The organism is Candidatus Competibacteraceae bacterium (assembly GCA_016699715.1).
Lineage (GTDB): Bacteria > Pseudomonadota > Gammaproteobacteria > Competibacterales > Competibacteraceae > Competibacter.
This window is the reverse complement of record CP065007.1, coordinates 277226-297328: the sequence shown is the minus strand read 5'-3', so window position 1 is coordinate 297328 and position 20103 is coordinate 277226. Positions and strand designations below refer to the sequence as shown.

Here is a 20103-nt window from a genome sequence, read left to right as displayed (position 1 = left end):
ACGGCTTCAGACCTTACGTGCCTGATCGGCGGCGTTGCCGGTATAACTCGCCGGCGTCAGCGCCAGCAGCCGTTGTTTGGCCGCCTCGGGAATCGCCAGATCGGCGATGAACGCGCGCAGCGTCTCCCGATCCACCCGCTGGCCACGGGTCAGTGCCTTGAGCTGCTCGTAGGGCTGTTCGATGCCATGGCGGCGCATCACGGTCTGGATCGGTTCGGCCAGCACTTCCCAGTTGGCATCGAGATCGGCATCCAGCGCCACCGTATTCACCTCCAGCTTGCCGATGCCCTTCAGGCAGGACTGATAGGCCACCAGCGAATGCGCCAGCCCGACGCCCAAGGTCCGTAGCACGGTCGAATCGCTCAGATCCCGCTGCCAGCGCGACACCGGCAGTTTGGCGGCCAGATGATCCAGCAGGGCATTGGCCACCCCCAGGTTGCCCTCGGCGTTCTCGAAGTCGATGGGGTTGACCTTGTGCGGCATGGTCGAGGAGCCGATCTCGCCGGCCACGGTCCGCTGGCGGAAATAGCCGATGGCGATGTAGCTCCAAAGATCGCGGCAGAAATCCAGCAGCACGGTGTTGACCCGCATCACCGTGTGGAAAAATTCCGCCATGTAGTCGTGCGGCTCGATCTGGATGGTGTAGGGATTCCAGTCCAGCCCCAGATCCTCGCTGACGAAGCGGTGGGCAAACTCTTCCCAGTCCACTTCCGGATAGGCGACCAGATGGGCGTTGTAGTTGCCGACCGCGCCGTTGATCTTGCCCAGCAGCGGCGCGGCCGCCAGTTGCGCCCGCTGGCGTTTGAGCCGATAGGCGACGTTGGCCATTTCCTTGCCCAGCGTGGTCGGCGAGGCCGGCTGGCCGTGGGTGTGGGCCAGCATCGGCTGATCGGCGTGTTGGTGCGCCAGCCGGGTGATGGCGTCGATGATCTCGTCCAACGCCGGCAGCAGTGTCTGGGTCCGCGCCTCGCGCAGCATCAGCGCATAGGCCAGATTGTTGATGTCCTCGGAGGTGCAGGCGAAGTGAATGAACTCGCCGACCGCTTCCAGTTCAGCGTTGCCGGCGATTTTCTCCTTGAGCAGATACTCGACCGCCTTTACGTCGTGGTTGGTGGTGCGCTCGATGTTCTTGACCCGCTGGGCATCCGCCAGGGTGAAGTTTTCGACCAGCCCGTCGAGGATATGGAGGGCGTGCTCGCTCAGCGGCGGCACCTCCGGGATGCCGGGATGCCGGGCCAGCGCTTGCAGCCAGCGTACCTCCACCCACACCCGGTGGCGGATCAGGCCGTATTCGCTGAAGATCGGCCGCAGCTCGGCGGTCTTGTCGGCATAGCGGCCGTCGATGGGAGAAATCGCGGTCAGAGCGGAGAGTTCCATGGGTGAAGTCCTTCACAAAGCGATTGGGGTGACCATATTAAGCGGGCGGCATCCGCCACGCACCCGTCAACGCCACGCCCGAAACATGACCGCGCCGAGAATGATCGTTCCCCCCACCAATGCCCAGACCCCTGGCGTCTCCCCCAACAGCAGGAACACCCAGACCGGATTGAGCACCGGCTCGATCATCGGAATCAGAATGCCCTCGACCGCTCGGACATGGCGCAACGCCAGCGCGAACAGAATGTAGGGCAAGCCCAGTTGCAGCACGCCCAGCAGCGACAAACCGATCCAAGCCGACAGATCGGGCATGGACTGAAACATGAACGGCAGACCGATCGCCCCCGCCAGCAGGTTGCCGAGTAACAAGGAGGACAGCGCGGAACCATCTTTTTGCCGGCGCATGAACAAGGTCATCCAGCCGAAGCAGAAGCCATCGACCAGGGCGATGATGTTGCCCCAGTAGCCGGTCAGGGTCAGCTTATCCAAAAAGAACAGCACCATGCCGCCCATCATCACCAGCAGGATCAGCCAGTCGCGGCGGCTGGCCCGTTCGCCCAGAAACCACGGGCTGAACAGGATGACGTAAACCGGCGCGGTGTATTGCAGCAAAACGGTGTTCGCCGCCGTGGTCATCTTGTTGGCGATCACGAACAGCACCACGGTACCCGCGTAGGCCACTGCCCCACCGATCAGCTCGAACGACGGGGCAAACCGCAGTTCGCGGCGGAACACCACGCCGATCAGCGCCGCGCCGATCAAGCTGCGCATCCCGGCGATGGCCACCGGGTTCCACTCGATCCACTTGATCAGCAGCCCGCCCGAACTCCACAGGATCGCCGCCGCCAGCAGCATCAGCACGGCGCGGTGGTGGACGGCGGCGGGTTCGGGCGCGGCCGTCGCCGGCAGCACCACCTCGGCCAGTTCCGGTTCAGGGATCAGCGGCGGCGCGGCAATCGGTGGTGGCTCGATGGCGACAACCGGCGATGCCGGCACCGGCGGCGATTCGTTCAAACCGTCACTCTCCGGCCGTCTGACCACCCAGGTAGGCGTTGCGAACCTCGGGATTGGCCAACAGCGCCTCGGCGCGATCTTCCAGCACGATTCGGCCGACTTCCATCACATAGCCACGATGCGCCAGCTTCAACGCGGCGCGGGCGTTCTGCTCGACCAGCACGATGGTGACTCCGGCCTCGTTGATCTCCCACAGGGTCTGGAAAATGACCTTAACCAGCAGCGGCGCCAGCCCGAGACTCGGCTCGTCCAGCAATAAAATCCGGGGGTTGGCCATCAATGCCCGGCCGATGGCCAGCATCTGCTGCTCACCGCCACTCAGGGTGCCGGCCAGTTGCTCGCGGCGCTGGGCCAGCACCGGAAACAGTTCGTGAATCCATTGCAGGGTCTTGGCCGTCCGGGTCCGGTCGGCTTGGGTAAAGGCGCCCAGATTCAGGTTCTCCTGAACGGTCAACGTACCGAAGATGCGGCGACCTTCCGGCGCATGGGCGATCCCCATGCCCACCAATCGATGCGCGGGCAATTTGTGGATCGGTCTGGATTCGAAGCGGATTTCGCCCCGCGAGGGACGCAGCAGGCCGCTGATGGCGTGCAGGGTGGTGGTTTTCCCAGCACCGTTCGCGCCGAGAATGGCGACGATTTCGCCTTGGCGGACGTGCAGGTTGAGGCCGTGCAACGCCTCGACGTTGCCGTAGTGAACGTGCAGGTTTTCGACTTCAAGCAGCATGGCGCGAGTATCCGGCACGGATGCGTTTCATGACCATAAGCCCGCCAGCGAAAAAGCCACTGCATCAAAGGGGACGGCGCGCACCTCGTCGTTTTCCTGATAAACGTGCTCCAGCGACCAATGCCCGTCGCGCAGCACGAACGCTTCCAAGGTATGCAACGCCGGATCGATCAGCCATAGAAACGACACCCCATATTCGGCATAAATGGGCATTTTATCCGCCCGGTCGATTCGGGCCGTGCCGGGTGAAAGCACTTCGCACACCCAATCGGGCGGTAGCGTAAAAAAGGCCGTATCCGGCATGGCGGGCAAACGTTCCCGCCGCCAACCGGCCAGATCGGGCACCAGGATATGCGGACCAAGATGCAGTTCCGGTTCGTCCAGAATCCACCAGCCGCCTGGACCGCCTCCCCGTCCTTTTTGGAATGGACCGACCAATTCCTCGCCGAGGACTGAACTCGCCACGATATGTTTCGGCGCGGGGCGCGGTTGCGCGATCAATTGACCGCGAATGATCTCGCCCACCAGATTTTCGGGCAGGTCGAACAGGTCTTCGTAAGTCGCGAATTTAGCGGCGGTTGCGGTCATGGGTCAGAATTTCTCCACGGGTTCGCGTTACGCCTCGTCCTCGGTGCCCAGATAAGCCTCGATCACCTTGGGATCGAGGCGCACCTGTTCCGGCGCGCCCTCGGCGATTTTGCCGCCGTTTTCCAGCACCACCAGTGTTTCGCAGGCGCGCATCACTAGGCGCATGTCGTGTTCAATCAGCAAAATGGTGATCCCGCGTTCTCGAATGCGGGCGATCAAACCAATCAACGCCTCGGTTTCCTGTTCGTTCATGCCGCCGGCCGGTTCGTCCAGCACCAGCAATCGCGGCTGGGTCGCCAGCGCCCGGGCGATTTCCAGTCGCCGCTGGTCGCCATAGGCCAGATTCTTGGCCAACGCCAGCGCTTGTTGGCGCAAACCGACAAATTCCAACTCCTTCAAGGCCCGGCCCATGGCGTCGTTTTCCTCGCGTCGCTGGGACGGCAACCGCAACATGGCGGCGAGAATTCCGCCCTGCATCCGATAATGGCAGCCGGCCAGCACGTTTTCCAGCACCGTCAGGCGCTGGAACAGTCGGATGTTCTGGAAGGTACGGGCGATGCCGAGAGCGATGATGCAGTGGGTGCGCAAACCGGCCAGCGACGTACCGGCGAATTCGATTCGCCCCCGGTCGGGTCGATAGTTGCCGGTGATCAGGTTGAATACCGTGGTCTTGCCGGCACCGTTGGGGCCGATCAGACCGACCACCGAACCTTCCTCGACGACGAAGGACACTGCGTTGACCGCGGTCAGACCGCCAAAGGTTTTGGTCAGTCCCTGGAGCGTCAGCAACGGTGTCGCAGTGGCGGCCAGCCGACCGGATACAACGGATGGCGCCTCCATCATCCGCGCCCCCTGGTCAGGGTTACCGGCGAAAATCGTCCTCCGCCCGCCGGCAACAAACCCTGCGGCCGGAACACCATCATCACGACCATCACCAGGCCGAACACCAGCATCCGGGCGCTGGCGAACTCGCGGAACAGTTCCGGCAAGCCGATGACCAGGAACGCCGCCAGCAGGACTCCGGCGATATTGCCCGCCCCGCCGAGAATCACGATCATAAACAGCACCACCGATTCCCAGAAATTGAAGGATTCCGGAGAGATGATGGTCATTTTGGCCGCGAACAGGGTGCCAGCCATGCCCGCCCAGGCCGCGCCCAGGCCAAATGCGGCCAGCTTGTAGTACGCGGTATTGATGCCACTACCTTCCGCCGCCACCTCGTCCTCACGCAAGTAGTTGAGCGCTCGTCCGAACCGTGACTGTTTCAGCCGCAAAAACAGAAAAATGGTCAGCGCCACGCAGCCCCAAATCAGGTAGAAAAACTCCTGCGGCCGGCGAATGACGACGCCGAACAGATGGGGACGGCTGATGCCAAAAATACCATTGGCGCCACCGGTCATGCCGAAGAGGTCGTTCACCAGGGCGATACGCACGATTTCGCCGACACCGATGGTGACGATCAGCAGGTAATCGCCGCGCAGATGCACCACCGGCCGCGCCACCACCAGCGCAAACAGGCCGGCGGCCAAACCGCTGAGCGGCAAGGTCCACAGGATCGGAATCTGATAGCGGGTGTTCAGAATGGCGGCAGTGTAGGCGCCCACCGCGTAAAAGGCGGCATGACCCATATTGAACAGGCCGGCCTCGCCCAAAATCAGGTTGAGACCCAGCGCCAGCAACCCGTATAGACCGATGCTGTTGAGTACGTCCACCTGATAGGCGTTGAGAAACAGCGGCGCGGCGGCCAATAGCGCGGCGACCAGTACGATGGCGAACGGCTTACCGTGCTTCATGAGCTCCATCCGCCATCATGATCTGTACCCCTATCTCTTATCCTCTTCATATCTTGTCCGCTACCCGCTCGCCTAGCAAACCGGTGGGCCGGACAATCAGGATCAGAATCAGCACCAGGAAAGCGATGGCATCCTTCCAGGCGATGGAAATATAGGCCGCGCCCAGCGCCTCAATCACGCCCAGCAACAACCCGCCCACCATCGCGCCGGGGATGTTGCCGATGCCGCCCAGGATCGCGGCGGTGAAGGCTTTCATACCGTAGACCCAGCCCATGGTGAAATTGATCTGGCCGTAGTACAGCCCCACCATCAGCCCAGCAGTCCCGCCCAGCGCCGGCCCCATCAGAAACACCAGCAGGATCACCCGGTTCACGTCGATGCCCATCAGTCGCGCCGCGCCCTGATCGATCGCCGCCGCGCGGATGGCGGCCCCGATCCGGGTCTTCTGGATGAACAGGTACAGAGCGGCCATCATCAGCACCGAGGCCAACACGATCAGCACCCGCATCAGCGGCAGGTACAGGCCGAACACATTCAGCGTGGCGGTGGGCAGGATGTTATCGGGATAAACCTGGAAGCGCGCGCCGTAAATCAGCATCAACGCATTTTGCAGGAAGATCGACGCGCCCAGCGCCGACACCACCGCCGACAAGCGGGGTGATTCCCGCAAGGGACGATACGCGGCCCGCTCCAGAATCGCGCCCAGCACCGCCACCAGCCCCATCACCATCAGCACCAGCACCAGCACGCCCAGGGCGAAACCCAAGCGGTCGGTTAGCGCCAGCGAGGTCAGCAGGGTCAAACCCAGATAGGCCCCGTAGGTAAACAGGTCGCCGTGGGCAAAGTTGATCAGCTTGAGTACACCGTAAACCATGGTGTAGCCCAAGGCGATCAGGGCATAGATGCCGCCCACGGCGAGGCCATTAGTGAGTTGCTGGAAAAATTCTTCCACGAGATCACTGGGATCCAGGTTGGAGGGGAAAGAAGCGTCGAGTGAGCTGCCGGTACTTGCGCGGTCGTGGCGGTTCCCCCCAAGCCGGGAGGAACCGCGCCAGAGACTTACAGCTTCTGCAACACGAAATTGCCTTCGGCATCCACCTGGTAGACCCGGTACACCTCGCCCTCGCGATCGCCCTTGGCATCGAAGGAGATCGGTCCGCTCAAGCCCGGATAATCCTTGAGATCCTGGTGCAGGTATTCGGCGATCTTGTCGCCATCGGTGGACTTGGCCCCCGCGATGCCGGCCACCATCACCCGGAAACCGTCCCCTGCCAGCATCGCCCAGATCGAGGGCGGCAACTCATTATATTTTTTCTGGTAATCGGCCAGAAATGCCGCCGCGTCCGGCGTATCCAGATCCCGCGGCTGCGGCGGGCTGAGGAAGTAGAAACCCTCGGCGGCCTCCTTGCCGGCGATCTTGACCAGATCAACATTGTTGGTGGCGTCGCCGCCCAGAAATGGCACCTTCCAGTTCATGTCCTTCTTTTGCCGCATAAGCAGACCAGCTTCGGGATAGTAGCCGGTAAACAGCACCACATCGGGATTGGTACCCTTCAGCTTGGTCAGAATAGCGGTGTAATCACGTTCGCCGGGAGTCAGCGCATCGAAAAACACCACCTCCGTACCTTTGCTGCTCTTCAGCAGGGCATTGGCTTCGTCCGCCAGGCCCTTGGCGTAGGAGGTATTGTCGTGCAGGATGGCAACCTTCTTGAAGCCCAGCTTGCCGATGGTCCGCGCCGCCATGCGGCCCTGCTCGTCGTCGCGCGGCGCGGTGCGGAAGAAATGCTTGAAGCCTTTTTCGGTCAAACGAATGGCGGTGGAGCCGTTGGCGATCTGAGGCAACTTGACTTCATCGTAAATCGCCTGGCTGGCTTCGGTCACCGAAGAACCGTAGGTACCGACCACCGCCACCACGCCCTGAGTGGTTAGACGTTGCGCGGCCAGCGAAGCGGTGCGCGGGTCGCCACCATCGTCCTCGGTCACCACAACAATCTTTTTCCCCAGCACGCCGCCTTTGGCGTTTTGCTGCTCGGCCAGCAGTTCGACGATCTTCTTCATGCCCTGGCCTTCGCTAGCCCAGGACCCGGTCAACGGCGCCATCAGGCCGATTTTGACGGTATCGGCTGCCTGCGCGGTTGCGCCGCCCACGACCAGACCAAGCGCCGCAACCAACGCCAACAATTGCTGCTTCATATTGTGTGATCTCCTCGTGTGAGGCCGGCTGGCGCGGAGGGAAAAATGCGATCCAGCAAAGCCGGCGTATTACAAACCGATGGATGAAACATAGCAGCGAATTTCAAATAGCGTCAAACCCGCCGCGTGGTCGGCAAGGGCAGGCATACTTCCTTGAGGTGCGGTTTCGTATTCATCTTGACCGACAACTCCTCATTTTCCTCCACATCCCATTCCGCAACGCCATCACCTCCGCCGGGCAACCACTCCGGCGTCCGGCCGCCGCCGCGCGCGCCCAACCCGGCGAAATCGAACAACCCGGTATCGGCCAGATGCGAAGGCGCCACGTTCCGCAGCGCGGCAAAGAGGTTCTCGATCCGCCCCGGAAACTGCTTTTCCCACTGCCGCAGCATGGCCTTGATCGCCTGACGTTGCAGCTTGGGCTGTGAACCGCACAGGTTGCAGGGAATAAGTGGAAATTGCCGGACCTCGGCATAGGTGGCCAAATCGTGCTCCCGGCAATAGGCCAGCGGCCGGATCACCACATGCCAGCCATCATCACTCAGCAGCTTGGGCGGCATGGCCTTGAGCTTGCCACCATGGAACAGGTTCAAGAACAGGGTTTCCAAAATATCGTCGCGGTGATGGCCCAGCGCGATCCGGGTCATGCCGTGCTCTTTAGCAAATGTATATAGGGCTCCGCGCCGCAATCGTGAACATAGCCCGCAGGTGGTTTTTCCCTCTGGGACCACCCGCTTGACCACGCTGTAGGTATCCTGCTCGATGATATGGAACGGCACACCGATGCCTTGGAGATATTCCGGCAGCACCTGCTCGGGAAAGCCGGGCTGTTTCTGATCGAGATTGACCGCGACCAGTTCGAAGCGCACCGGCGCCCGCGCCTGTAGCTTGCGCAGAATGTCGAGCATGACAAAGGAGTCCTTGCCGCCGGACAGGCAGACCATCACTCGGTCGCCGTCCTCGATCATGTTGAAATCCTGAATCGCCTGACCGACGTTCCGCCGCAACCGCTTCTGAAGTTTATTGAAATTGACCTGCTGTTTCTTGACCGCAACCGTCATCACTCCGTCACCTCGGAAACCGTGTTTAGCGAGCTGACTTTACCTGAAATCAACACGGTTGCGCCAAGTCGGACATCTTGCCGGTCGTTCGGCGTAGGACTAGACTCCCCGCTTGTAACCACGATCAGCGCCGCGCGTCGGGAACCTGTCCGGTTCCCGGTTTGTCGTGCCTGACAGAAAACCCGCCCTGCTTCGGAGAATTCCACAATGGAGAGCAGTGACATCGAACACTACAAACACCGGCTCGTCGAACTGCGGACAGAGCATCGCGATCTGGACGATGTGATCACCCGCCTAGCCAAGGACCCGCTGGTCGACGAGCTTGAACTGAAGCGCTTAAAGAAGCGCAAGCTTATGCTCAAGGATATGATCACACATCTGGAAAGCAGGCTCATTCCCGACCTCAACGCCTGAGACTGTCCCATCAAATGCGACCGCCTCGGCCTGATGGCGTGGCGGTCCTGGTTCCCGCCGCTCGTGCCGATTTACACGTCGCGGGTCGTTCCGTCCAAGATCGGCGCCCCGGTCGAACCAAGCCCTAGAGTGCTTCGCCCCCATATTTTCGAACGTATAAGGCCTTAGCCTGGCCGATCCAGCCATCGCGGCGAATCCGACCGCTGAGATGGATCACATCGGCTTCCAAGCCATTAATGTTGGTATCGGTCAGACTGGCGATCTGCCGGTAGGAGCAAAAGCTGGCGGCATTCAATTTACTTTCCAGCGCCGGGCCAATGCCGTTGATCATCTTAAGATTGCCTTTCTTTCTCACCTTCCCTGACCAACGCATCCATCAAATTACCGGTTTTCCGCTGTACCTCGCCCACCGCTGCCCTGACCGGACCGGTCATGGAGCCGGACTCATTCTTGTGGGTCTGCTCGCGCATGACATACTCTTTAATCGGCTATCACCTTAATATCATTTCGCTTTACACTTTCCATGGATTTCACTGTGGCAAGCGAAAGTAGTGCAAATACCCTAACCGGCCTCAAGATGGTTGCGACACGGCAATACGCGCCGCGGCAACAAGTCCGAGCCGGTATGCTAAAGTAGTCGGCATAATTAGCTGCCGGATATTGATCGAATCCACCCGAACCGGCAGGGCTTCACCCCACCCCCGAGCCATATCGATCTCCTCATGATCCTGAGCCGTTTCTTCAAACCCAAGTGGCAACAAGCCAACCCTGAAACCCGCAAGCAATCCCTGCGGGATCTGGACAGCAGCGATCCAAAACTGCTCGATCTGGCTCGGCGGGACCCCGATCCAGCCGTCCGCCGCGCCGCGCTGGAGCGACTCGACGATCTCGACCTGTTACGCCGCATCGCCGACGAAGATACCGACGCGACCCCTCGGGATGCCGCCCTGGCGCGCTATTATTCCTTGCTGGCCGGCAAAGTCGCCGGTGGCCCGACGCTGGCCAGCCGCTTGGAACGACTGCGGTGCGATCCGGATGCCAACCTTGTGGAATTTTTACTGCAACAGGCCACCGAGCCCGAATTGCGGTTGGTGGCGCTAGAGCGGATTAAGCTGGAATCCGCATTGGCCGACATCGCCATCGGGAATTCTCATCCAGACCTGCGGCTGGCGGCGCTGGAACGTGTGCGCGATCCTGAACTGCTCGATCGGATCGCCCGCCAGAGCCGTAACCGCGACAAGCGCCTGCACCGCCGGGCACGGGAACGCTTGGATGCCCTGCACACCGAACAGGCGCGTGCCTTGAGCCTGGAGCGACTGTGCGCTGAAATGGAATGTTTGAACTGGGATGGCGAAAGTGGCCTCAACGCAGGTCGGTTTCCCAAACTGGAACAGGAATGGCGCGAACAGGACATCGGCGCTCCACCCGAACTCCAGGCACGCTACGCGCAAGCTCGCGGTCGGTTTCTGGCCGAACGCCAAGCCAGCGCCAACCGCCGGACTCAACGACTGGAACTGCTTGCCACGCTGGAATCCCTGTTGGAACGGCTCCGCCAGCACAGTGAATCCAACTCAGAACTTGACGCGGCGATGCAGTACGCCACCACCGAGGCACCTACCGCCTGGACCCACCACGGCCCCGCCCAGGATAGCGAAAGCCGGCGGCAAACAGCACGATTCCAACAACTGCTTCAAGACATCCAAGAGCAAGAACGCCTCCTGCGGCGCAACCATAGCCGTACCGAACGCTTGCGCGAAGCGCTGGCGCAAGGCGAAACCTTGCTCCGACAGCCCAGCGAAGTACGCGACGCCGATCTCAAGCACCTGCGGCAGCGCTGGGAAGGACTGGAGCGACCGGAATCGCAAGCCCTCGCCAACGACCTGCAAAGCCATTTCGACGGTCTACTCGACAAACTGCGTGCCCGCCAACAACGACAGGCTCAGCATCGCGATCAGGAATGGCAAGACATTCAGGACCGGGTGTGCCAGCTCGAAACAGCCGTCGGGGATGGCGAATTGCAACAGGCCACCCAATTGCAGGAGCAAGTTCGCCACCAGATCAAACACAACATCGGCCTGAGCCGAGGACAAATGGCGGCGATCGAGGAGCGACTACAATCCTGCGCCGCGCGCATCGGCGAACTGCGCGGCTGGCGGCGCTGGGGCGCCAGTCAGGCTCGGGAGCAGCTTTGCGCCGCCGCTGAAAGCCTGATCGACCTCGACGCCGATCCGGCCGATATCGCTCAGCGCATCCAGCAAGTCCGTGCGGCCTGGAAAGAACTGGACCATCACGAAGGCGGTGCGCCCAAGGGACTATGGAAACGTTTCAACAACGCCTGCGAGCGTGCCTACGCCCCGTGTCAAGCCTATTTCGAGGCCCAGACCCGCGAGCGCCAGCACAATTTCGACCAAAAAACAGCGCTTTGCGAGCAACTGGAACAGTTTGAGGCGACCACCGACTGGCGACAGGTGGACTGGCGTGAAGCCGATCGGCTATGCCGCCGTGCCCGTGAACAATGGCACCAGCTCGGGCCGGTCAACCGCGCCGACCGTAAGGCCATCGATCGTCGCTTCCAACAGATCCTGCGGCGCCTGGACGCGCACCTCGATGTCGAACGTCAACGTGAACTGGAACGGCGCCAGCAATTGATCCAACAGGTTCAGGTTCTGGCGGACAACCCCGATCTGCGCATCGCCGTCGAAACCGCCAAACTCGCACAGGCTCAATGGCAGCCCACCGTGCAAGGCTCTTACCGGCAAGAACAAGCCTTGTGGAAGGCTTTCCGCACCGCCTGCGACGCGGTATTTGCCCGTCGTCACACTGAACAGCAAGCCGCCGACGCCGAACGTCAAGCCAATCTGACGCACAAGCTGGGCTTGTGCGAAGAGATCGAGTCGCTCGCCCTGATCGACCGTGAACAACTGGCGCGGGCGAACACCCGACTACAGGCGGCGCAACACGAGTGGCAGATCATCGGGTCGATACCCAGAACCGAACAACGTGCGACCGACCAGCGCTTTGAAGCAGCCGTTCGACAGTTCGCCCAACGGGAAAAACTCCTGCGCCAGGCCGATATCCAGGAAAGCTTCCAGCACTTGCGGCAGCGCGGCCAGTTATGCGCCCGACTGGAAGCCGCGTTGGAAACCCAGCGGGACGATACCCTGCTCTCATCGGTCCACCAGGAGTGGGCGGCCTTGCCGGATCTGCCGGCGGCGCCGGCAGCGGCACTGCAACAGCGCTTTGACGCCGTCTGTCAGGCACTGGTGGGCACTCCCGACCAAATGCAGGCCGCGCGCGCGCGTCTGGAGCATAACCTGGAACGCAAGCAAGCCTGGTGCGTATGCATGGAGATCGTGGCTGGCGTGGACTCGCCGCCTGAGTTCGTACAACTGCGAATGGAGTATCAGGTCGCCCGCTTGTCGGCCTCGCTGGCTGGTGCCGCCGTCGAAACCGAAGCGCTCTACGATCCCCATCAATTGCAGGAACGGTGGTGGCTCACCGGCGCGCTGCCGGCTGAAGCAGCAGCGGAACTGGATACCCGATTCCTGCACGCCGCAAGGGTCTGGTGGCAGCGGGAGGAAGCCTGAAATCGTTGCCCGGTAACGGCGCTCCGGCCCGTTACGGCATGCAACCTGGAGATCTGCTGCTAGCGCTACTCGCGAACACCGCTTGGGCGTTCAACTTTATCGCCGGCAAGGCGGGGGTCACCCACTTCCAGCCCTTTCTATTTACCAGCCTGCGTTTTGCCGTCCTGTTGCTGCTACTGCTACCGTTTCTGCGCCGGATTCCGGGCCAAATGGGCGGCGTACTGGGAATCGCCCTGGTGCAGGGCGTTCTGCATTTCAGCCTGATTTTCGCCGGTCTGGAGGCTAGCGGCGACATCGCCTCGGTCGCCATCGCCAGCCAGCTTTATGTACCGTTTTCGACCGTGCTGGCCCTGTTCCTGTTGGGCGAAACCCTGGATGCCCGGCAGGTGACCGGTATCGCCCTGGCGTTCGGCGGCGTGCTGGTCATCGGCTTCGATCCGGTGGTATTCCGCCATCTCGACGCTCTGCTGCTGGTCACCGCCGGCGCGGCGGCGATGGCGCTCGCCACCATTCAGATGCGGCGGTTGCGGGGGGTCGGCGTGTTCGCGCTGCAAGCTTGGATCGCACTGTGCGCCACGCCGGCACTGGCGCTGCTCTCGCTGTTGTTCGAGCAGGGACAATGGACCGCTCTGCGCACGGCGAGCACCCTGGAACTGGCCGCGCCGGTCTATTCCGCCTTGGGCGCGTCCCTGATCGGCCACGGCATCGTCTATTACCTGCTCGGCCGTTATCCGGTTGGGGTCACCACACCGCTACTGCTGCTGAACCCTGTGCTGGCGGTCGCCTTCGGCGTGTTACTGTGGGGCGATATCCTGACCTGGAAGCTGGCTTTGGGCGGCGCGATGACCTTGGCCGGCATCGCCGGCATCGCCATATCCCCACCGAGCCACGGAGGCGCGCGCGCCACCTGAGTGAACCCGCCTTCATAGTTCCCGGCGAACCAACCGTTCAATCAACGGTTGCAGGATGATTTCCATGGCGAAGCCCATCTTGCCGCCCGGCACCACGATGGTATTGCGGCGCGACATGAATGAGTCATGAATCATATGAATCATATAAGGGAAATTCGGCTGGGTTTTGCGAGCGTCCTTGAAACGGATCACGACAAAGCTTTCATCCAGCGTGGGGATATCGCGAGCGGTGAAGGGGTTGGAGGTATCCACCGTCGGCACCCGCTGAAAATTAATGTCGGTGCATGAAAACTGCGGCACGATATAGTGGGTGTAATCGTACATCCGCCGCAAAATGGCGTCGGTGACCGCCTCGGCGCTGTAGCCCCGCTCAGCGGTATCGCGGTGGATTTTCTGGATCCATTCCAGGTTGACGATTGGCACCACCCCGATCAGCAAATCCACATAGCGGGCGACATTGACCTTGTCGGTCACCACCCCACCGTGCAAGCCTTCGTAGAATAACAGGTCGGTCCTGGGCGGTAATTGCACCCAAGGCGAAAATGTTCCCGGGTCTTGGCCATAACGCTCGGCCTCTTCTCGGCTGTGCAGGTAATAGCGCCGCAGGCCGCTGCCACGCTCGCCATACTCCATGAACAGCGCTTCCAAGCGGTTGAACAGGTTCCCCTCGGGACCAAAGTGACTAAGATTGTGCCCCTCCCGGTAAGCTTGTTCGCATTGCCGTTGCATTTCCAGCCGATCATGGCGATGGAAGCTGTCGCCTTCGACGATGACGGCATTGATGCCATCTCGACGAAAAATATGCTCCATCGCGACCCGAACCGTCGAAGTGCCGGCGCCAGACGAACCGGTAATGGCGATAATCGGATGCTGTTTTGACATGATCGCCCTAGCAGTGACTGACAGGCAGCGAATGATAGCCCAACCTATATGACAGTGCGGCACATCAATGCGGAGGTACCCGATCAGGGGCTGACCTGTTTCAAATTAGCGAGATAGTCGGTTTGGCGAACGACGATAGCAAAAATGGGGGAACATAAGGAATATCAGAGAGAAGATCAGGGTCGGGTACTACACGAACATCGTCCGGCGGCGAAATGTCCGATTCAAATGCTTCCAGACATCATTGCCCACTCTGCTGTAGTAAGCGCCGCAGCTGGTGACGATAGATAAATCCAGGCATGGCGCTCACCGCAAACAGACACAAAGTCACCACATAAAACTCCCACCCCTGCGTATGCAGGACACCGGTCGTCTTGTATTCGAAACCAAAGCCTACACCAACGACCAAGCCGTAAAGCAATCCCCACTCGGCCAACCTCAGCCAAGAAGGCTTAGCCCGCTGACGCGGAATCGTGCACAGCCAGCGTTCACTCAGCCAAGGCAGGTTGGCGGCCACCACCGCCAACCCCAGCCAAAACCCAACCAGCAGGCCCTGCGACATGCCCAAACGATACCTAGTTCAGCAATGCCGTGGCGCACCAACTCATCAGCGCGGTCGGATACAACCCCAACACCACCAACAACAGCCCATTGGCGCTGATAACAATTTCAGTGTCACGGCTGATCTCGATAGGCGCGCTCTGTTCAGGCTTATCGAAGTAAAGGCACTTGACCACCCGCAGATAATAGAACGCACCGATCACCGAGAACACCACGCCGAGGACCGCCAACCACACCAACCCCACATCAACCACCGCCTGCAACACGACCCACTTGGCGTAGAAACCGGCCATGAACGGAATGCCGGCCATCGACATCATGACGACCATCATCAGGAACGCCAGCCACGAATTGCGGTCGTTCAGACCCTTGAAGTCATCAATATTTTCAGCCTCGAAGCCGGTCCGGCTCAGCATGATGATCAGACCGAAGGCACCAACCGCCATCAGTACATAAACGATGGCGTAAAACATGGCTGCGGCATAGCCCTCCGGCGTGCCGGCCAGAACGCCCAACAGCAGAAACCCAACATGGGAAATAGTCGAATAGGCCAACATCCGTTTGATGTTGGTCTGGACGATCGCGACCAGGTTTCCCAGCGCCATGGATAGCGCCGCCAGGATGATCAGCATCTGCTGCCAGTCGCCCTGCAACGAACCCAAGCCATCCACCAAGACCCGCATGATCAAGGCGAAAGCCGCCAATTTGGGCGCCGAACCGATGTACAGGGTCACCGAAGTGGGCGCGCCCTGGTAAACGTCCGGCAACCACATATGAAAAGGCACCGCGCCCAGCTTGAATGACAGTCCAACCACCAAAAACACCAGTCCGAACACCAAGACCAGATTATCCGCGCCTTGCCTAGCGACGGCGTCGGCCACCACTTGGAGATCCACGCTGCCGGTCGCGCCGTAGATCATCGAGATGCCGTACAGCAACATACCGGACGCCAGCGAACCCAGGACGAAATACTTCATGGCAGCTTCGGAGGACACCGGAGAATCCCGATCGGTCGCCACCAAAGCATAAAGCGACAACGACAGCAACTCCAACCCCAGATACACGCTGAGCAGGCTGTGGGCGGATACCATGACCATCATGCCGAGCACACCAAACAGACCCAGCACGTAGTACTCGCCCTTGAACAGATCGCGCTGGCGCAGATAATCGCGCGAGTAGAGAAAGCCGGCGGCGGTGGTCAGGTAGATGAACAGCTTCAGCAGATCACCCATCGCATCCTTGACGTAGTGACCGAACATCGTGGTCACCGGCGCCTGCGCGTAGGTCAAAAGCGTCAGCAGGGCCGCGCCCAGCAAGGTCAGTTGCGCCAACCCGTAGGTAATGTGGCGCTGCCGCTGTTCCAGGAACACATCGACGACCAGCACCAAACACGCCATGGCCAGCACGAACAGTTCCGGCAGCACCGGCAAGAAATCAGGGGCGACGAAGTTCATGGGGTTTCCCTATTCTCCGATTCTTCTCTGCGACAGGATGCCTTACAGCTTGGAAGCGGTGACATGTTGCAGTAGGTTCTCCACAGAGGCATGCATCACGGATGTCAGCGGGTCGGGCCAGACGCCGAGCAGTAACACCGCCACCGCCAGCAGGCTCAGTATGATAATTTCCCGGGTATTTACATCTTTCAGCTCGGCGACGTGACTGTTGCCGATGTCGCCGAAGATCACCCGCTTGATCAGCCACAGCGTGTAAGCCGCGCCGAGAATCAAGGTGGTCGCCGCCAGGAAAGCAATCCAGAAACTGGCCTTGAAACTGCTCAAGATCACCAGAAACTCGCCGATGAAGCCCGAGGTGCCCGGCAAGCCAGCGTTAGCCATGCCGAACAGCACCATGAACGCGGCGAACACCGGCATGGTATTGACTACCCCGCCGTAGTCCTTGATCTGGCGGGAATGCATCCGGTCGTACAGCACGCCCACACAGAGGAACAGCGCGCCGGAGATAAAGCCGTGCGATACCATTTGCACCATGCCGCCCTCAATACCCATGGCCGCGCCACTCAGGCTGCCGGTGTGGCGGTAGATGCCGAACACGATGAAGAAACCCAAGGTTACAAAACCCATGTGGGCGATCGAGGAATAGGCGATCAGCTTTTTCATATCCTGCTGAACCAGCGCCACCAAACCAATGTAGACCACCGCCACCAGCGACATGGTAATCACCAGCCAGTCCAGCATACCCGCCGCATCCGGGGTGATCGGCAGGGCGAAGCGCAGGAAACCATAGCCGCCGATCTTCAAGGTAATCGCCGCCAGAATCACCGAGCCGCCGGTGGGCGCTTCGACATGGGCGTCCGGCAACCAGGTATGCACCGGCCACATCGGCACCTTGACCCCGAAGCCAAGCATGAAGGCGAAGAAAATCAGCACCTGCTCGGTCAAGCTGAGCGGCAGCTTGTGGAAATCGAGAATCTCGAAACTACCGGCCTGGTTGTACATGTAGATCAGGGCGATCAACATGAACACCGACCCCAGAAAAGTGTACAGGAAGAACTTGAGGGTAGCGTAAACCCGGCGCGGCCCCCCCCAGATCCCGATGATCAGGAACATCGGGATCAACATCGATTCGAAGAAGACGTAGAACAGAATGGCGTCCAGCGCGGCGAACACACCGATCATCAAGCCTTCCATGATCAGGAAGGCGGCCATGTACTGGGCAATCCGATACTGCACCACTTCCCAACCGGCGATCACCACCAGCAGGGTCATGAACGCGGTGAGCAGGATCAGCGGCATGGAGAACCCATCCACACCCAAGTGATAATTGGCGTTGAGGGCCGGAATCCAGGGCATGAATTCCTGAAACTGCATCGCCGCTGTCGCGGGATCGAACGATGAGTACAAGGGGATGCTAATCAGCAAGCTCAGGATTGCCACCGTCAGCGCCAGCGCCTTGGCGCGCCCGGGGTTTTCATCACCCACGAACAACACCGCGACGCCGCCCAGAATCGGGAACCAGATGACAAGACTCAGCAAAGGCAGTTCCGACAGCATGGTTTTTCTTCTTCCAGGTTAGCGGGTGACGAACCAGGTCAACAGGACCAGCAGGCCGACGATCATGGCAAACGCATAGGTATATAGATAACCGGTCTGCACCTGCCGGGTGATGGCGCCGAACCAGCCCACCAGCCGCGCCGTGCCGTTCACCATCAGGCCGTCGATCAAGCCCGCGTCGGCGTACTTCCACAGCGCGGTGCCCAAGCTCCGACTGCCGCGCATGAACACCGCCTGGTAAATCTCGTCGAACAGATACTTGCGCACCATGATGTCGTACAGCGTGGCAAACTTCCGCTGGATCAGCTCCGGCAAATCCGGCCGCATCATGTACAGATAAAACGCCAAACCAAGCCCGGCGAGAACCAAGATGAAGGGCAGACCAATCACGCCATGCAAAGCGAGATCGAGAGATCCACCGACTTCATGGAAGTGTTCCTTGAAATGCTCCAGCACGTTATGTTCAGGGGATACCACGATGGGTCCATCGAACACCGTTCCGAACAACAATGGTCCGATCGCCATGGCACCGATCACCACCGAGGGAATCGCCAGCAGGATCAGCGGCACGGTCACCACCGCCGGAGTCTCGTGCAAATGCTCCTGGGTGTGATGGTCCATGCGCTCCTTGCCGTGAAACACGAGGAAGTATAGCCGGAACGAGTAGAGCGAGGTCACGAACACACCCAGCATCACCGCGAAATAGGCAAAGCCGGCACCGGCAATATGCGAGTAATGCACCGCTTCAAGGATACTGTCCTTGGAGTAGAAACCGGCGAATCCCGGAGTACCGATCAGCGCCAAGGTGCCCAACAGAAAGGTGAACCAGGTAATGGGCATATACTTCCACAATCCACCCATCTTGCGGATATCCTGCTCGTGGTGCATGGCGATGATCACCGAGCCGGCGCCCAGGAACAGCAACGCCTTGAAGAAGGCGTGGGTCATCAGGTGGAAGATGGCGGCGGAATAGGCGGACACACCCAGCGCCACCGTCATATAGCCCAATTGCGACAGCGTCGAGTAAGCCACCACCCGCTTGATGTCATTCTGGACGATACCGAGGAACCCCATGAACAGGGCGGTGATCGAACCGATGACCAGCACCACGCTCAGCGCCGTTTCCGACAACTCGAATAGCGGCGACATGCGAGCCACCATGAAGATACCGGCGGTCACCATGGTGGCGGCGTGGATCAGCGCCGAAATCGGGGTGGGGCCTTCCATCGAATCCGGTAGCCAAACATGCAGCGGTACCTGCGCCGATTTGCCCATCGCACCGATGAACAACAGGATGCAGATCAAGGTCATCAGCGACCAGTCGACGCCGGGGATAACCTGCACGGTCACATCGGCCATCAGCGGCGCGGCGGCGAATACGTCGGCGTAGTCGATGCTGTTGAAAGCCATCAGCACCGCGGCGATGCCCAATAGAAAACCAAAATCGCCGACTCGATTGACCAGAAAGGCCTTGAGACTGGCGAAAATGGCGCTCTCGCGTTTGTACCAGAAGCCAATCAGCAGGTAGGACACCAAGCCTACCCCCTCCCAGCCGAAGAATAATTGCAGGAAGTTGTTGGCCATCACCAGCATCAGCATGGCGAAGGTAAACAAGGCGATATAGCTGAAGAAGCGTTGATAACCATCGTCGTCGTGCATGTAACCGATGGTGTAGATATGGACCATCAACGACACGAAGGTTACGGTGGAAATCATCACCGCCGTCAGGTTATCCACCAAAAAGCCGACTTCCATGTGGATGCCTTCGATCACCATCCAGGTGTAGAGCGACTCGTTGTATGGCTCGGCGCCGTTCAAGACATGATGGCGAAGCACCACCAGCGACAGCAGGAAGGAAACCGCCACGCCGATGATGGTTACCCAGTGGGCGCCGGCTCGGCCGATTTTCCGGCCGAACAGACCGGCGACGATGGCGCCAAACAGGGGGGCAAGCACAATCCCGAGATAGACGTTTTGCATGCGG

At 60.3% G+C, this 20103-nt stretch carries 19 protein-coding genes; 3 read left to right on the top strand and 16 right to left on the bottom strand.

Translation table 11 applies throughout. The features are described 5' to 3' along the window. Window positions 1–6 precede the first annotated feature (6 nt). The 9 genes from purB to ttcA all read right to left on the bottom strand — a co-directional run bounded on the left by purB (window position 7) and on the right by ttcA (window position 8753). Window positions 7–1377, bottom strand: coding sequence for an adenylosuccinate lyase (gene purB / locus IPM89_01380; GenBank protein ID QQS54545.1), 1371 nt, complete (start codon window positions 1375–1377; stop codon window positions 7–9). Window positions 1378–1443: 66 nt separating this feature from the next. Continuing rightward, window positions 1444–2232, bottom strand: a complete 789-nt coding sequence (locus IPM89_01375; protein ID QQS55734.1) for a DMT family transporter — start codon at window positions 2230–2232, stop codon at window positions 1444–1446. A gap of 163 nt (window positions 2233–2395) precedes the next feature. Then, window positions 2396–3118, bottom strand: coding sequence for an ABC transporter ATP-binding protein (locus IPM89_01370; GenBank protein ID QQS54544.1), 723 nt, complete (start codon window positions 3116–3118; stop codon window positions 2396–2398). A gap of 27 nt (window positions 3119–3145) precedes the next feature. Beyond that, entirely contained in the window at window positions 3146–3706 is a 561-nt protein-coding gene (locus IPM89_01365) for a Uma2 family endonuclease (GenBank protein ID QQS54543.1), read from the bottom strand. A 27-nt stretch (window positions 3707–3733) separates the two neighbouring features. Continuing rightward, on the bottom strand, window positions 3734–4546 hold the full coding sequence (locus IPM89_01360) for an ABC transporter ATP-binding protein (GenBank protein QQS55733.1): 813 nt from the start codon (window positions 4544–4546) through the stop codon (window positions 3734–3736). Beyond that, complete coding sequence (locus tag IPM89_01355; protein ID QQS54542.1) at window positions 4546–5499, bottom strand: branched-chain amino acid ABC transporter permease; 954 nt, start codon at window positions 5497–5499, stop codon at window positions 4546–4548. The genes IPM89_01360 and IPM89_01355 overlap by 1 nt, the downstream gene beginning before the upstream one ends. Before the next feature lie 46 nt (window positions 5500–5545). After that, a complete protein-coding gene (locus IPM89_01350) occupies window positions 5546–6451 on the bottom strand; it encodes a branched-chain amino acid ABC transporter permease (GenBank protein ID QQS54541.1) in 906 nt (301 codons plus the stop codon). Window positions 6452–6558: 107 nt separating this feature from the next. Continuing rightward, window positions 6559–7692 (bottom strand): branched-chain amino acid ABC transporter substrate-binding protein, encoded by a 1134-nt coding sequence (locus IPM89_01345; protein QQS54540.1) that lies wholly within the window; start codon window positions 7690–7692, stop codon window positions 6559–6561. A 113-nt stretch (window positions 7693–7805) separates the two neighbouring features. Next, window positions 7806–8753, bottom strand: coding sequence for a tRNA 2-thiocytidine(32) synthetase TtcA (gene ttcA / locus IPM89_01340; protein QQS54539.1), 948 nt, complete (start codon window positions 8751–8753; stop codon window positions 7806–7808). Window positions 8754–8960: 207 nt separating this feature from the next. Here ttcA and IPM89_01335 point away from each other — a divergent pair, with 207 nt between their 5' ends. Continuing rightward, window positions 8961–9167 carry a YdcH family protein gene (locus IPM89_01335; GenBank protein QQS54538.1) on the top strand — a complete coding sequence of 69 codons (207 nt, stop codon included), beginning with the start codon at window positions 8961–8963 and terminating at the stop codon, window positions 9165–9167. 124 nt (window positions 9168–9291) lie between these two features. Here the strand turns inward: IPM89_01335 and IPM89_01330 are convergent, their stop codons facing one another. Further along, window positions 9292–9498: a hypothetical protein gene (locus IPM89_01330; GenBank protein QQS54537.1), complete on the bottom strand. Its 207-nt coding sequence runs from the start codon at window positions 9496–9498 to the stop codon at window positions 9292–9294. A 1-nt stretch (window position 9499) separates the two neighbouring features. Further along, window positions 9500–9637: a hypothetical protein gene (locus tag IPM89_01325; protein ID QQS54536.1), complete on the bottom strand. Its 138-nt coding sequence runs from the start codon at window positions 9635–9637 to the stop codon at window positions 9500–9502. Between the two features lie 252 nt (window positions 9638–9889). On the opposite strand from IPM89_01325, the gene IPM89_01320 reads away from it, so the two are divergent. Both IPM89_01320 and IPM89_01315 read left to right on the top strand, forming a co-directional pair. Then, on the top strand, window positions 9890–12754 hold the full coding sequence (locus IPM89_01320) for a DUF349 domain-containing protein (protein QQS54535.1): 2865 nt from the start codon (window positions 9890–9892) through the stop codon (window positions 12752–12754). Between the two features lie 38 nt (window positions 12755–12792). Then, complete coding sequence (locus IPM89_01315) at window positions 12793–13665, top strand: EamA family transporter (GenBank protein QQS54534.1); 873 nt, start codon at window positions 12793–12795, stop codon at window positions 13663–13665. 12 nt (window positions 13666–13677) lie between these two features. Here the strand turns inward: IPM89_01315 and IPM89_01310 are convergent, their stop codons facing one another. From IPM89_01310 to nuoL, 5 genes are all read right to left on the bottom strand, one after another. Then, complete coding sequence (locus IPM89_01310) at window positions 13678–14547, bottom strand: phosphoribulokinase (protein ID QQS54533.1); 870 nt, start codon at window positions 14545–14547, stop codon at window positions 13678–13680. A gap of 241 nt (window positions 14548–14788) precedes the next feature. Next, window positions 14789–15109, bottom strand: coding sequence for a DUF2818 family protein (locus IPM89_01305; protein QQS54532.1), 321 nt, complete (start codon window positions 15107–15109; stop codon window positions 14789–14791). Window positions 15110–15122: 13 nt separating this feature from the next. Beyond that, window positions 15123–16562 (bottom strand): NADH-quinone oxidoreductase subunit NuoN, encoded by a 1440-nt coding sequence (gene nuoN / locus IPM89_01300; protein QQS54531.1) that lies wholly within the window; start codon window positions 16560–16562, stop codon window positions 15123–15125. A gap of 42 nt (window positions 16563–16604) precedes the next feature. After that, entirely contained in the window at window positions 16605–18119 is a 1515-nt protein-coding gene (locus IPM89_01295) for an NADH-quinone oxidoreductase subunit M (GenBank protein QQS54530.1), read from the bottom strand. A gap of 18 nt (window positions 18120–18137) precedes the next feature. Further along, complete coding sequence (gene nuoL / locus IPM89_01290) at window positions 18138–20099, bottom strand: NADH-quinone oxidoreductase subunit L (GenBank protein ID QQS54529.1); 1962 nt, start codon at window positions 20097–20099, stop codon at window positions 18138–18140. Window positions 20100–20103: the final 4 nt, after the last annotated feature.

Bases quoted from the DNA above. Each gene is read 5' to 3' on its own strand.
- IPM89_01315 (QQS54534.1), top strand. From the start codon at position 12,793: ATGCAACCTGGAGATCTGCTGCTAGCGCTACTCGCGAACACCGCTTGG.
- ttcA (QQS54539.1), bottom strand. From the start codon at position 8,753: ATGACGGTTGCGGTCAAGAAACAGCAGGTCAATTTCAATAAACTTCAG.
- IPM89_01320 (QQS54535.1), top strand. From the start codon at position 9,890: ATGATCCTGAGCCGTTTCTTCAAACCCAAGTGGCAACAAGCCAACCCT.
- IPM89_01310 (QQS54533.1), bottom strand. From the start codon at position 14,547: ATGTCAAAACAGCATCCGATTATCGCCATTACCGGTTCGTCTGGCGCC.
- IPM89_01375 (QQS55734.1), bottom strand. From the start codon at position 2,232: ATGCTGCTGGCGGCGGCGATCCTGTGGAGTTCGGGCGGGCTGCTGATC.
- IPM89_01360 (QQS55733.1), bottom strand. From the start codon at position 4,546: ATGGAGGCGCCATCCGTTGTATCCGGTCGGCTGGCCGCCACTGCGACA.
- IPM89_01325 (QQS54536.1), bottom strand. From the start codon at position 9,637: ATGCGCGAGCAGACCCACAAGAATGAGTCCGGCTCCATGACCGGTCCG.
- IPM89_01295 (QQS54530.1), bottom strand. From the start codon at position 18,119: ATGCTGTCGGAACTGCCTTTGCTGAGTCTTGTCATCTGGTTCCCGATT.
- IPM89_01330 (QQS54537.1), bottom strand. From the start codon at position 9,498: ATGATCAACGGCATTGGCCCGGCGCTGGAAAGTAAATTGAATGCCGCC.
- IPM89_01335 (QQS54538.1), top strand. From the start codon at position 8,961: ATGGAGAGCAGTGACATCGAACACTACAAACACCGGCTCGTCGAACTG.
- IPM89_01305 (QQS54532.1), bottom strand. From the start codon at position 15,109: ATGTCGCAGGGCCTGCTGGTTGGGTTTTGGCTGGGGTTGGCGGTGGTG.
- purB (QQS54545.1), bottom strand. From the start codon at position 1,377: ATGGAACTCTCCGCTCTGACCGCGATTTCTCCCATCGACGGCCGCTAT.
- IPM89_01365 (QQS54543.1), bottom strand. From the start codon at position 3,706: ATGACCGCAACCGCCGCTAAATTCGCGACTTACGAAGACCTGTTCGAC.
- IPM89_01370 (QQS54544.1), bottom strand. From the start codon at position 3,118: ATGCTGCTTGAAGTCGAAAACCTGCACGTTCACTACGGCAACGTCGAG.
- IPM89_01345 (QQS54540.1), bottom strand. From the start codon at position 7,692: ATGAAGCAGCAATTGTTGGCGTTGGTTGCGGCGCTTGGTCTGGTCGTG.
- IPM89_01355 (QQS54542.1), bottom strand. From the start codon at position 5,499: ATGAAGCACGGTAAGCCGTTCGCCATCGTACTGGTCGCCGCGCTATTG.
- nuoL (QQS54529.1), bottom strand. From the start codon at position 20,099: ATGCAAAACGTCTATCTCGGGATTGTGCTTGCCCCCCTGTTTGGCGCC.
- nuoN (QQS54531.1), bottom strand. From the start codon at position 16,562: ATGAACTTCGTCGCCCCTGATTTCTTGCCGGTGCTGCCGGAACTGTTC.